The organism is Listeria fleischmannii subsp. fleischmannii LU2006-1 (genome assembly GCF_000344175.1).
GTDB classification, from domain to species: domain Bacteria; phylum Bacillota; class Bacilli; order Lactobacillales; family Listeriaceae; genus Listeria; species Listeria fleischmannii.
Genome location: NZ_ALWW01000010.1, coordinates 17,301 through 30,151, shown reverse-complemented (window position 1 = coordinate 30,151; position 12,851 = coordinate 17,301). Strand labels below are relative to the sequence as shown.

The 12,851-nt window shown below is 38.1% G+C and carries 13 protein-coding genes; 7 read left to right on the top strand and 6 right to left on the bottom strand.

Annotated features, from left to right (window positions below; all coding sequences use genetic code 11):
* Window positions 1-54 precede the first annotated feature (54 nt).
* Complete coding sequence (locus tag LFLEISCH_RS04665; protein ID WP_007473533.1) at window positions 55-339, top strand: hypothetical protein; 285 nt, start codon at window positions 55-57, stop codon at window positions 337-339.
* Window positions 340-411: 72 nt separating this feature from the next.
* On the opposite strand, the gene LFLEISCH_RS04660 is transcribed toward LFLEISCH_RS04665, so the two are convergent.
* Entirely contained in the window at window positions 412-864 is a 453-nt protein-coding gene (locus LFLEISCH_RS04660; protein WP_007473531.1) for a threonine/serine exporter family protein, read from the bottom strand.
* A 12-nt stretch (window positions 865-876) separates the two neighbouring features.
* Window positions 877-1,605 carry a threonine/serine exporter family protein gene (locus LFLEISCH_RS04655; protein WP_040504765.1) on the bottom strand — a complete coding sequence of 243 codons (729 nt, stop codon included), beginning with the start codon at window positions 1,603-1,605 and terminating at the stop codon, window positions 877-879.
* A 161-nt stretch (window positions 1,606-1,766) separates the two neighbouring features.
* Here LFLEISCH_RS04655 and LFLEISCH_RS04650 point away from each other — a divergent pair, with 161 nt between their 5' ends.
* The gene (locus LFLEISCH_RS04650; protein ID WP_007473527.1) at window positions 1,767-2,420 is read left to right on the top strand and encodes an alpha/beta hydrolase; all 654 of its coding nucleotides are present in this window, start codon (window positions 1,767-1,769) and stop codon (window positions 2,418-2,420) included.
* A 167-nt stretch (window positions 2,421-2,587) separates the two neighbouring features.
* Here LFLEISCH_RS04650 and LFLEISCH_RS04645 read toward each other — a convergent pair whose 3' ends face one another.
* A complete protein-coding gene (locus tag LFLEISCH_RS04645) occupies window positions 2,588-3,772 on the bottom strand; it encodes a class I SAM-dependent rRNA methyltransferase (protein WP_007473526.1) in 1,185 nt (394 codons plus the stop codon).
* A gap of 64 nt (window positions 3,773-3,836) precedes the next feature.
* Entirely contained in the window at window positions 3,837-5,615 is a 1,779-nt protein-coding gene (locus LFLEISCH_RS04640) for a LysM peptidoglycan-binding domain-containing protein (RefSeq protein WP_007473525.1), read from the bottom strand.
* Window positions 5,616-6,089: 474 nt separating this feature from the next.
* Here LFLEISCH_RS04640 and secA2 point away from each other — a divergent pair, with 474 nt between their 5' ends.
* The 4 genes from secA2 (at window position 6,090) to LFLEISCH_RS14600 (ending at window position 11,217) form a co-directional block, all read left to right on the top strand.
* Entirely contained in the window at window positions 6,090-8,414 is a 2,325-nt protein-coding gene (gene secA2, locus LFLEISCH_RS04635; RefSeq protein WP_007473523.1) for an accessory Sec system translocase SecA2, read from the top strand.
* Window positions 8,415-8,498: 84 nt separating this feature from the next.
* Window positions 8,499-9,677 (top strand): AI-2E family transporter, encoded by a 1,179-nt coding sequence (locus tag LFLEISCH_RS04630; RefSeq protein ID WP_007473521.1) that lies wholly within the window; start codon window positions 8,499-8,501, stop codon window positions 9,675-9,677.
* Window positions 9,678-9,774: 97 nt separating this feature from the next.
* Window positions 9,775-10,128: a hypothetical protein gene (locus LFLEISCH_RS04625; RefSeq protein WP_007473519.1), complete on the top strand. Its 354-nt coding sequence runs from the start codon at window positions 9,775-9,777 to the stop codon at window positions 10,126-10,128.
* Window positions 10,129-10,443: 315 nt separating this feature from the next.
* On the top strand, window positions 10,444-11,217 hold the full coding sequence (locus tag LFLEISCH_RS14600) for a tetraspanin family protein (RefSeq protein ID WP_007473517.1): 774 nt from the start codon (window positions 10,444-10,446) through the stop codon (window positions 11,215-11,217).
* Between the two features lie 86 nt (window positions 11,218-11,303).
* Here the strand turns inward: LFLEISCH_RS14600 and LFLEISCH_RS16345 are convergent, their stop codons facing one another.
* Window positions 11,304-12,077 (bottom strand): alpha/beta hydrolase fold domain-containing protein, encoded by a 774-nt coding sequence (locus tag LFLEISCH_RS16345; protein ID WP_077907954.1) that lies wholly within the window; start codon window positions 12,075-12,077, stop codon window positions 11,304-11,306.
* Window positions 12,029-12,169 (bottom strand): hypothetical protein, encoded by a 141-nt coding sequence (locus LFLEISCH_RS15370; RefSeq protein ID WP_159099756.1) that lies wholly within the window; start codon window positions 12,167-12,169, stop codon window positions 12,029-12,031. The genes LFLEISCH_RS16345 and LFLEISCH_RS15370 overlap by 49 nt, the downstream gene beginning before the upstream one ends.
* 117 nt (window positions 12,170-12,286) lie before the next feature.
* On the opposite strand from LFLEISCH_RS15370, the gene LFLEISCH_RS04610 reads away from it, so the two are divergent.
* Complete coding sequence (locus LFLEISCH_RS04610) at window positions 12,287-12,829, top strand: DUF1269 domain-containing protein (RefSeq protein WP_007473513.1); 543 nt, start codon at window positions 12,287-12,289, stop codon at window positions 12,827-12,829.
* Window positions 12,830-12,851: the final 22 nt, after the last annotated feature.

Genomic DNA, 12,851 nt, shown 5'->3' with positions numbered 1-12,851 from the left:
AGCGTTTTCGTGTTATAATTTGTATTGCATTCAAATAAAAAGGAGGATTAAGAGATGAAAAAAATTATTGTAAAATGTTTAGTTGCACTTATCGCATTTGGTCTTGTTCTTGGAGGTTCTGGGGAGGTTATTGGTCTTCAAGATAATAAAGTAGAAGCAGCAACAGCTACGAAGTTGTATGTGAAAATCCCCTACACTTCTCAAATTCAGTATAGTTCTTTATACGTTACGTATAAAGCAAATGGTTATACCTATAGAGGAACCGTATATAATCAAAGTCTACCACTTTGCTACGCTAAAAGTGTAACCAATTATTATTCTGGATGGGTATATAGATAGCTTTTAAATGAATGCTATGATAAAAAAAGCTCGTGTATCTAATTTTAGATGCACGAGCTTTTTTTAATAGGATTAAAATTCCTCTTTATGCTCCCTAAACCGCCTGATACTGTGGTTAAACACTTCTGACAGCATAAGTCCAGCAGCAATAGCACCGGCGACCATGGCCACTTGTACGGAAAAGCCAATTGCCTCTGTGTATTGCCCTAAAACAAAATTTCTAACGGCTTGAAAGGCAAGACTACCTGGTACTAGAGGCACAATGCCCGGCACGTTAAAAATTGTAATCGGCATATGCTTATATTTAGCAAAAAAATGACTCGCCACAGCAACAACAAACGCGCCCGCAATTGTGGCCATCACCGTCCCACTACCTAGCTCTTTTAAACCATAGAAAAACATCCATCCAAAAGCCCCCGTAAGACCGCACGCATTGAGCGCTTTTTTAGGGACATTCGTGATAATCGCAAAGGTAACCGTCGCGAGATAACTAAAAATAAATTGAACGAGAATTGTAAAAATCATGAAAGTCCCTCCTTACGTGAAAAAGCGGAAAACAACCGCAATCCCAATTCCGATGGCGCCAGATGTAAGTAGCGCCTCCATACCGCGCGCCATACCACTAAGCAAATGTCCAGCCAGCAAATCCCGCACCGCATTCGTAATCGGAACTCCCGGCACAAGCGGCATAACCCCACCAATAATAATTTTGTCTAAATTAACGCCAAGATGAACATGAACCACAAAAACAGCTAGAATACCGACAATAAATGAGGCGAAAAATTCCGCTAAAAACTTTACCTTCAACCATTCAGTTGTGTAATAAAAAATAATAAAGCCAATTGCACCAATGATACATGTACTAATGAAATCAATCCAAGATCCGCCAAAGATAATCATCAGCGCGCCACTTACAATACCAGCTGCTAAAATTTGTAACCACAGTGGGAAAAAACGCGTATCGCGATCTAATTTTTTTAAACTACGATTTAATTCTTCAAGAGAAATATGATGAGCCGCAAATTCGCGGGAAAGGTCATTAACTAAGGAAACTTTTTCCAAATTGATTGTTCGTGTTGGAATAGGTTGCAATTTAAGATGATGTTCGCCTTCTACCGACATAAAAATACCTGTTGGCGTGGCAAAACTAATTCCTTTCTTTTGACTGGCCGCATCCGCAATTCGGTTCATCGTATCTTCCACACGATAAATTTCTGCGCCGCTTTCCATCATAATTTTGCCAGCCATTAGGCAAGTTTCGAGCATAAAATCGCGATTTGCCTCCAAAGAAATCCCTCCTTTTATAAAAAATAAGCACTGTACTTTATCCTAACCTAGTTTACTAAGAAATTCTAGTCCTTTTATGTATGAATCTTGGGATTTTGGGGTAAAGGGAATTATATTTAACTGTTTATAGGGGGATATGTATGTTTACGTATGATATTTATGAGCCGATTGGAAGAAAAGAAGGTGAAACATTTCCTGTCATTTATGCGCTTCATGGTTTTGGTGGGGATGAACTGGATGTACCAGGTATTTTAGAAATTATGATGGACCGTTATGTGGTTGTTGCCCTTCGTGGAAAAGTGGAATATGGCCCAAGCTATGGCTTTTATCATATGGCTACAGAAGGCGAGCCGGATGCAAAAGAAATCCATGAGGTTTCAAAACAAGTGCTCCAATTTATTGCAGATATAAATAAGAAATATGATACGATTCAAACAGCTAATACCTTTTTGATTGGCTTTGATCAGGGCGCCATTGTCACATTAGATTTAATGCTTCGTTACGGCGGGGAAATAAGCGGAGCCGCGCTTTTAAGTTCACGCTTTTTATCGTATACCGAAAATTTGCCGAAAAATTTATTATTACAAAACAAACCGTTTTTTGTGGGACACGGAACAGAAGATATTGTCGTACCCATTGAAGAAGCTGAACGTTTAACACGCTTTTTAAAAACACTTTCAACGAATGTAGAGTTCCACAGTTTCTTTACAGCCCATAACTTAAAAGAAGCAGAAGAAGATGAGCTTGAAATTTGGCTAGATAAACTCGTTCAATCTCGTGTGCAAAAAAAATAGACCAGACTGCAAAGAAAATGGCAATCTTCATTTACAAAGGCTCTGCCTGAAGTCTCACCATTTGAGAGCAGTCTGACTTTGGTGAGAATCGTTTTGTTTTACATGAATTTTGAGTTTTTCTACAAGTTGAAATAGACATAAGGGACTTTTTCCCTTATGTCTATTTTTTATACATCCAGTTCCAAAATAAGAACTTTTAAATAATTTCCTTCTGGAAAAGCAGGGTGCACCTTGAAATCACTAGGTAATTGATAGGTTTCACGAATTTTAAAAGTACGTTTGCTACTTTGAAATGCGTCCGCTATAATTTCTTTAAACTTTTTAAGAGAAAAATTGGCATAGTTAGTCGAAGCAATAATCGTTCCATGTGGCGCCGTAATATCAATTAATTGGCTCATGAGCGTTCCGTAATCCTTGGCTACACTAAATGTTATTTTCTTTGTACGTGCAAAACTAGGCGGATCGGCAATGACTAAATCAAACACCATCTCTTTTCGCTTGGCAAATTTCATATATTCAAAAACATCCCACACCAATATCGACTGGTCCTCAGGGTTAAATCCGTTGATTGCAAATTGTTCACTCGTTTTAGCGACACTTCGTTTAGCTACATCCACACTTGTCGTATGTAGGGCTCCGCCGTAAAGTGCAGCGACAGAAAAGGCACCTGTATAGGAGAATGTATTTAAAACGGACTTTCCAAGTGCATATTCTTCCATAATTTTTTGCCTAACAAGACGCTGGTCAAGAAAAATTCCAGTCATCCAGCCGTCATTTAAATAGGTAGCGTAATTCATGCCGTTTTCTTTCACAAGTAACGGGAAATCAGGCTCCGTTCCACCCACAAAATCGTGTGTGTTTTCCTCCCGTAAAAAGCGTTTTTTCTCGTAAATCCCTTTCACAAATGGTAAATCGAACATGGCGCGCACAAACATTTTTTGATAGGCGTAAATGCCCGCGCTATACCACTGTAGCAGTAAAAAGCCATCATAAAAATCAATCGTCAAACCACCAAGCCCGTCACCTTCTCCGTTAAAAAGCCGAAAAGCCGTTGTGGCTTCATCGCTAAAAAGGGCTTGCCGATTTTGTACCGCTTCCTCTAAAAGTCGCCGAAAAAACTCCTCTGACAGCGTTTCATGTTCTTTGCGGCTAAAAACCCAACCATCACCCTTATTTTGTTTTCCGTAATACGCTTTCCCAAGAAACGTTTGATTCGGCGAAGTGAGGCGAATCAGTTGTCCTTCCGCAATTTGTTTTGGCCAATTGACAATCATGTCCCGCACAAGCTGAGGAAAGCCCGCCTGATATTTTTTTACATATTTCTGTTCTACCTGCAAATTTAATTCTTTCAAATTCTATCACTCCATAAAAAAAGCTTCCCACATTGTAGGAAGCTTTTTTGATTTTGCTTCTAATTTAGAAGTTCGCTACACGGCCAAATCCAACAAGGTATTTACCCCAGCCAGCTCCATAAATATTATCGTATTTTACACCATTGTCTTGTGCGTTGATCATTTGACCACCGCCAACATAAATACCAACGTGCGCAATACCACTACCATAATCGAAGAAAACTAAATCGCCTGGTTTCGCTTGTGAAGCTGAAATTTTCGTAGCTTGACTATACTGCGAACCAGAAGTACGAGATAAATTCACGCCAATTTGAGCAAAGACATATTTTGTATAACCAGAGCAATCAAATGTAGATGGACCATTTCCACCCCAGCTATAGCTTTTACCTAAGTGTTTTTGAGCTTCGGCAATTAAAGCACTGTAGCTAGAATTTGATTGGTTGGAGTTATTGTTAGATGTATTTTGTGTATTTGTATTTTGACTTGGTTTATTTACTGTATTTTGTGTCGTGGAACTTGATGAATTATTGGTGTTACTTGGTGTAGTAACGTTTGTAGAAGGTACAGTTCCTTTTACTTTTAGAACTTGTCCTACTTGTAAACTATCACTAGAAAGCCCGTTTAAAGCCTTAATTTTAGAAACACTTGTGCCAAAAAGGCTCGCAATTTTGCTTAACGAATCGCCACTTTGCACAGTGTAGCTAGATGCGTTCGTATTAATCGCAGGAGCAGCATTTGTTTCTTCTTTTTCATTAGAAGGAGCAGGAGTCGGTGCTGGTTTAGGAGCTGGAGCTGGCGTTTCTTGTTTTGGTGTTTCCGCTTTTGGCGTTTCCACTTTAGCAGGAGCCGCTGTTCCTTTCACTTTTAACACATCACCCACCGTGATAGCATCGCTTGAAAGATTATTTAACGCTTTGATTTGAGATACACTCGTACCAAAAAGGCTTGCAATTTTGCTTAGTGAATCGCCACTTTGGACAGTGTAACTAGAAGCATTTACATCTACTTCTGGTGCTTTATTTTCTGTTACATTTGGTGTTTTTGCACTCTCTTTTTTCACTTCAGTCACTTTGGTATCTTCTTTAACAGTTACAGAAGACTGAGGTGCTTCACTAGTATCATTTGACTTCACTTGGTTATTTTCTGCAGGAGCCGCTTGTTCAGGAGCGACTGTTTTTGTAGCACTTTCTTTTACAGCAAGATTCTGTCCGACATAAATAGAAGAAGAAGATAAATTATTCCAAGACATAATATTTTGGACAGAAGTACCAAATTTAACGGAAAGTGCCCACAGTGTATCCCCACTTTTAACCGTATAAGAAGAAACATCTGCATCTTGAGTGACAGGAGCCGCTTCTTTCACTTCTTTAGCTGGAGCAGGAGTGGCTTCTTTTTCCACTTTTTTAGCAGGAGTAGAAGCTTTCACTTCGCCTAAAAATTTACCATTCACATAGCCTGTTTTTCCATCTGCATAAGTAATTTTGTTCCAACCGTTTTCCTCAGTAGATGTCACAGTCACTTTTGTGCCACCTTTTAAAGAGGTAAGAATTTGGTTATCAACACTTGGTCCCTTACGAACATTTAACCAAGTTGCTGAAACAGATTTTTCCGATTTTTCTTCTTTCACTTCACTCACAACAAGTTTTTGACCAGGGAAAATTTTATCCGAATCAAGGTTGTTTAACTCTTTTAAAGAATCAACCGTAGTATCATTTGCTTCCGCAATCCCCCATAATGTATCACCAGACTCTACAACAACACTGCTGGCAGAGGCAATCGTTGGAGCTGCAAATGCTGTGACGGCAATCCCTGCAGTAGCAGTAGCGATAGTCGCTTTTTTCATATTTGTAAAACTCCTCTCTTTTCAAAAAAAATCAGTTTTGACTTGTATGTATACCGATTAATACCCATTTTACCCACTTTGAAGCGAAAAAACAAACATAGGGAAATAGGCAAAAAAGAGAACAGCGGACTATACCAGCCTGTTGTAACAAATTTGTAATAAGTCATGATGCGAACGTATATTCCTCGGTCTTCTGACAGTTGATTGGGAATGGAGTTCAATTTGAAATTGGGGGTGGATAAAGAATGAGGGAAGTTTCGTAAAAGGAAACCTATTGTAAAAAGTAAATAGAAAAATTTAATCAAATTGTAATATTCTTTTTTGTGAATGGAAAATAAAAATGTTGTTTTTTTCACAAATAGTGCACAATCATAGAAATACCAACAGATTTACTTTTTATTTTTAAAAAGCAAACATTAAAATACTCTAATTTAACTTGCGAATGTTGTATAATACAATTACGGAGGGAATAAAATGAAACAAAACTTTGATGACCGTAAGATTATACGCGAATATCGTGAAATTGCTCGGCAAATTGTTCGAAAAGAAGGTCTTTATATCAATATGGACCAAGAAGAGTTACAAGAACAAACACGAATTTGGCGTGAGAAATTTAAAACACAAGAAATGACTTTACGAGATAAAGTGAATATATTTGCCCTTGTAAGAGAGGCAGCAAAACGAATTATTGGCCTAGAAGCCGTAATTGTGCAGTTAATTGGAGCGCTCGTTTTAGGTGATGGGAAAATTGCTGAAATGAAAACGGGGGAAGGAAAAACCCTCGTTTCACTTTTTGTGATGTACATAGAAGTTTTACGTTCTGGACGTGTCCATCTCATCACGGCCAATGAATATTTAGCGAGACGGGACCGTGAGGAAATTGGGCAGGTTTTAGAGTATCTAGGGGTTTCAGTTGCGCTTAACGTTTCCGGCCTCGAGAAGGAACAAAAAAAAGCGATTTATACGGCGGATGTCATTTACGGCACGGCATCTGAATTTGGCTTTGACTACTTGCGCGATAATATGGTGCGTACGCTTGCGGATAAAGTTCAAACAGGCTTAGACTTTGTTTTAATTGATGAAGCAGATTCAATTCTGATTGATGAAGCACGTACACCGCTTCTCATTTCGGACCATAAAGAAGAGGATTTATTCATATACACAGAAGCCAATCAACTCATGAAGAAAATGTTAAAAGATGACTACGAAATTGATGAACACAAACGGCTTGTATGGCTTAATGATGCTGGAATTGAAAAGGCTGAAGCATTTTGGCTTGTGGATTCTTTATACTCATCAGAAAATCAGCCGCTTTTACGTATCACAATGCTACTTTTACGGGCGCACCATTTAATGCATAAAGATAAAGATTATGTCGTTTTAGACGGCGAAGTCCTCATCGTGGATCCTCATACAGGGCGCGCGCTACCAGGGAGACGCTTTAACGACGGCTTACATCAGGCGATTGAAGCAAAAGAAGGTGTAACAGTAAACGAAGAATCTCGTACTCTTGCGACCATTACCATTCAAAATTATTTTCGGATGTATAAAAAAATAGCAGGAATGACCGGCACCGCCAAGACGGAAGAAGAGGAATTCAGGCAGATTTATGGACTTGATGTAGTAGTCATCCCAACTAATTTGCGCGTTAACCGCGAAGATATGCCAGACGATGTGTTTTATTCCAAAAAAGAAAAAGGTCGTGCGATTGTATATGAGGTATCGTGGCGCTATGAAAAGGGCCAACCGACTCTTATCGGTACATCATCTATTAAAAGTAATGAATGGATTAGCGAATTACTTACAAAAGCGGGAATTCCGCATCAAGTTTTAAATGCCAAAAACCATGCGCAAGAAGCGGAAATTATTGCGCGAGCGGGCGAACCTGGTATGGTGACACTCGCGACTAATATGGCGGGAAGAGGGACGGATATTAAACTGAGTCCAAGTGTCCACAAATTAGGAGGACTTGCTGTTATTGGGACAGAAAGGCACGAGAGTAGGCGTATTGATTTACAGCTTATGGGGCGTTCTGGTAGACGAGGGGACCCCGGTTTTAGTAAATTTATGGTATCGATTGAAGATGATTTGCTGGAACAATTTGAAAGCAAAAAATGGGAAAAATACCGCCTAAAACTAAAACGACGCCATCCAAATGACGGAAAACCAGTGAACTCATCTAAAATTAACGGTTTTATCGTAGATGCTCAAAAACGCATTGAGGGCGCAAATTATGATTTGCGAAAAGATCTGCTTTCCTACGATGAAGTCATTGATTTACAGCGGAAAATGGTCTATAAGGAACGCGACAGACTCTTAAATCATGATAAGCTAGGCATTTCTTCTGAAAAAATCTTGTTTGAAGTTGCTGAACGAACGTTTCGTGAGGCGAAAGATGATTTTGAGCAAGAAGAACTTTATGAACGGCAAAAAGAACTACTTGGAGGAACTAAATTCCCGTATTCTTTTGACCAAGTGACGTTAATGGATACGCGTGAAATTGGCGAAAAAATTGTCGAGTGGCATCGTGCACAAAGACAAAAGTTTCCAGCTGATACGATTAATTTGATTGAGAAAGAGGTATATTTAAACTTAATGGATCAAATGTGGGTCGTCCATTTAGACGAAATGGTGCAACTGCGAGAAGGCATTCATTTACGTGCTTATGGGCAACAAAATCCTCTTGTTATGTATCAAAAAGAAGGCGCCCATTTATTTGAAAAGTTTCAAGAAGACTATCATTTCTTTTTTGCCCATGCGCTTTTAGAGCTCGATCCTGAAGGTTTAGTGATGGGATAAAAAATCCTTCTTAAGACTGATTTTGAAAAGAAAAAGCCATTTTTAGAAGTTTCTTGAGTATAATAGAAAAAAGTAGGTGAAAAGATGAAAGGAAGATTATCTAAATTTAAACAGTTTTTTATTGAAAATAAATTTGTGCTAGGCTTACTTATTTTCTTACTTGTCGCACTTGATATTTATGTATTAACCAAAATATCGTTTATTTTCCATCCACTTATGGTGATTATCGAGACAGTAGCGGCGCCAATTATTTTAGCGGGCATATCCTACTATCTTTTTAACCCCATTATCGATTTTTTAGAGAAAAAAGGTTGGCATAGAGGCTGGTCAATAGGACTTCTCTATATTGTCATTATCGGCATTATTGTCCTCATTTTTAGCTTTGTAATCCCAGCCGTTCGAGATCAAATCGTTAGTTTGGTAAAAACATTTCCGTCTTATTGGAATCAAATTACCGATAAATTTAATGAATTTAGCCAATCCTCCCTTTTTGACCAAATTAAAGAGCGGATTTCTGGAAATATGAGCGATATTATGAAGACTGTCTCCGAAAAAGGCACATCTGTTGTGAATAGTGCCATCGACAGTATCGGAAATATTGTCGGCACCGTGACGGAAGTCGTTTTAGCCATCGTGACAACGCCTCTAGTTCTCTTTTATTTGTTAAAAGATGGGAAGAAGCTTCCGGATTTTATTTTAAAAATGCTTCCAGTAAACGGACGAGCACATACGCGTCAAGTATTCTCTGAAGCAAATCATCAAATTAGTTCTTACATCAGGGGCCAAATCATCGTAAGTTTATGTATTGGTATCTTGCTATTTATCGGCTATCTTATTATCGGCCTACCATACGCACTTACGCTGGCGATTGTAGCTGCTTGTACAAGCATAGTCCCATACCTTGGGCCAGCTATTGCGATTACACCAGCGATTATTATTGCCATTGTAACTTCTCCGTGGTTACTACTTAAATTAATCGTAGTCTGGGTAGTCGTCCAATTATTAGAAGGTAAATTTATTTCACCGCAAGTAATGGGAAAAACATTAAAAGTTCATCCGATTACCATTTTATTCGTTATCCTCGTTGCCGGAAAATTATTCGGAGTGCTAGGCGTTATTTTTGCCGTACCTGGTTATGCTGTACTAAAAGTAATCGTGACACACGTCTTTATCTGGTTTAAACGTGTATCTGGTCTTTACGGCGAACAACCTGAAAGCGAGTATGAGCAGATTGAAGAAAATCCAAATGATTCAGGTGAATAAACATCAGTCTGATAAACTATAAAATATGTTGATTATCCAAAAATGATAGATAAGTGATGTTATCTATCTTATGCAAAAGTTTAGGCTGGTGAGTGGAATGCGTATTTTTACTGGAATTTTATCTATTCAAGCTTCTATCGTAGGTTTTTTATCGTGGTTTGATTCCAACCATTTAACTTCTGTAAACCTTATCAGTATGCCAGAAAATCTTTCAAGACTGGCAGGACTCATTTTATCTATTGTCATGTTAATTGCCGGAGTCCTCATTATATTAGCAAAAGAAAATGATTTTCTTCTTTTCCTCGCTTTAATTTTGTGGGTGTTCGGCATCATTCTTGGCTTACTTTTCTCGCCAAGTTTCTCTGGTCTCTATTTCCGCCCAATCTGTTGTTTTATTTGTCTACTAAGTGGGGTGTACATTTTTACAGATTACAACCGAAATAACCGGTAAAAACTTGTTTTTTTAATATGTAAGAGATATTATTAAGATAGAAAATGAACCTTCAGAATAGAAGTTCTGCTAGGAACAAGTACTGCGATTACGAAACTTCAAAAAATAGTGCGAGGTTTTAGAGGTATGTTGTTTTGAATGGTTCCAAAACTAGAACAGCATCTAGATTATTAGATATAGATATGGAAAATCAGTAGCAGGTGGAATCAAAGTAAGTAGATTTCTGCTTGTGTGGATAAATATCAGAATATAATTCATCAATAGGTATTAACGCTCATGCGATAGTATAAAATTACAAACAGGGAGAGAACAAAAATGATAGGATTTTCAGTTTTAATGCTTATTTTGGGATTTTTAGGATTGATAACGGGGATTGTGCTAATTGTTATAAAGAAAACAAGAAAGGCAGGCATATTTACTACAATCGCTTCAGTTGCTTGTGGCTTAATATTCTCAATAGTTTTTGTTGTTGGAATTATAAACGAAGGGGTTGAAGCAATTGATGATTCTACTTCTAAATCTAATACTTCTGACACAAGCAACGATGTAAGTAGTGACGAAAGTGTTGATATTAATGATGAAATTTCTTTAGATGAGGAAACAACAGATTCTAATGAAGAAACAACTTCTGAAGAAGGGACTAGAGCTACTCCAATGCCTCTTAACTCAACTTTATCATTAACAGGTACTATGATGGATTCTGACACTTATGATAACTTTGATGCAAGTATAGATATCACTGTAGTTGAGACAATAAGAGGTGAAAAAGCTGCGCAAATGATACAGTCAGAGAATCAGTTTAATGATCCAGCGCCTGAGGGCAAAGAATATATTTTAAATAAGGTTAAAGTTAGAGCCTATGATATTGCTTCACCTGAGAACAAATTTATGATTGATGGCATGATGGAATTTGAATATGTCTCAGAATCTGGAGCACTATATTCAGGAGAAGCAGTTGTGATTCCAAATGAATTATCAGCAACTTTGTATAATGATGGAACTGCTGAAGGTTATATTCAAGGTACAGTTGATAAGAATGATGCTAATCCACTAATAAAATATGAAAAATTTTATTTCAGCACAAAATAATAAATTCGAAAGAACTGATGTAAATATGTCAGTTCTTTTTTTCTAGTCCAAGCCTGTACACGTACATAATCGTCTACAATAAACTATCAATCGAGGCGCTTTTTATTTAAAAACGAAATTGCTTTTTCGTAGGCAAGTTTGCCTTCTGCTTCCACAGTTTGAGTGTCAAAATCATGAGGCAAACCGTTGACGCAGTGAAGTTCGCTGCCCAAAGTTCCTTTTTCTAAGGTCATAGATTCAGTCACCGGGACATCTTGGTCAGAGAGGCTATGTGCAAGGAATAAGGGCGGTAAAAAGTGAAAATCACGTTCCGGGATTAAATCGAAGGGTGCTTTTGTCGCATGATCTACCTTTTTTCCAAAAACAAGCTCCTGAAAAGCGCCTTTTTGCCTAGCATAAACATACAGTGGATAACGTGAATCAACTGGGCCAAAAACAAGAGGCGTTTTATGTATCATGGCATCTTTAAGCGTATCACTAATTTGGGGAAAGGTATTAAAATAGGCGTTTTCTTCTAATAAGAAGGGCGCGGATGCACTATAATAACCATAAAAAGATAAAACAGCAAATGGTTTTGGTAATGTTGGATCAGCCGCAGCAAGAAGGGATAAAAAAGCCCCGGAGGAACGACCGAATAAGGCGAAATGGCGATTTGGTAGTCCAAGTGTGTTTTCGGCTACTTGATAAAACCATAAAATAGCATCCTCGACATCTTCATAGATTTCCGGCAGCTTTGTTTCAGGAGCTAAACGATAGTCGACAAGTAGCAGGTTGTAGTCTGCATCTAAAAATTGTTGTATATAGGCTGGATCTAAATCGTCTTTTTTCCCGTATAAAAGACCGCCGCCGTGGAAATAAATGACGGTTTGAGAATGGGGACGGTCCCTATAATCAGTTCCGCTTCAAGCGAAAGACCGTTTTTTTCAGCAAAAGTAAAGGTATTTCTTTTCAATGGAACATCTCCTTTCCTCCTTCATTTTAAAATTTAGGCGATAAAAATGCCAGTGTTTTCATTTTGGAAATTTAGGGCATAAAAGAATGTAAGAAAAAAGTGAAGGAGGAAATCAACATGAAAAAAGAAAAGTCAGTTATCATTATGAATTTTTCTGAAGAAAGTATCGCTTATCAAGGCTTTTCGGAGATGAAACGATTACATACGGAAGGAAAGATTCGCGGCTATCAGATGGCTGTTTTAAAACATGATAAAGGGGCCAAATTAAACGCTAAAGATTTTATTGATTTTACTGGAGCCGATAAAAATATAAAAGATAGTTTGATAGGTATGTTAATCGGCATTTTAGGTGGACCACTTGGCGTTTTATTAGGCTGGGTTGTCGGTAGTGTAGTTGGCTCGATGCAGGATGCTGGGGAAGTTAAAAGCGCGATGAGTGTCTTTGAAAAAACGCTTGAAACCATTCCGGAAGGCGCAACAGGCATCATTTTAATCGCCACAGAAACAGACCGTGAAATTGTAAATGATGTTGTTTACGGAGATTTGAAAGGCTCTATTGCCCGTATGGATGAGGAGCTTGTTCAAAACGAAATTCGTGAAGCACAGGCAGCTGAACAAGCAGCAGGGGAATCTGCTAAGAAAAAATGGTTTAAAAAATAAGTTTAAAAGCACTAGAAATTTT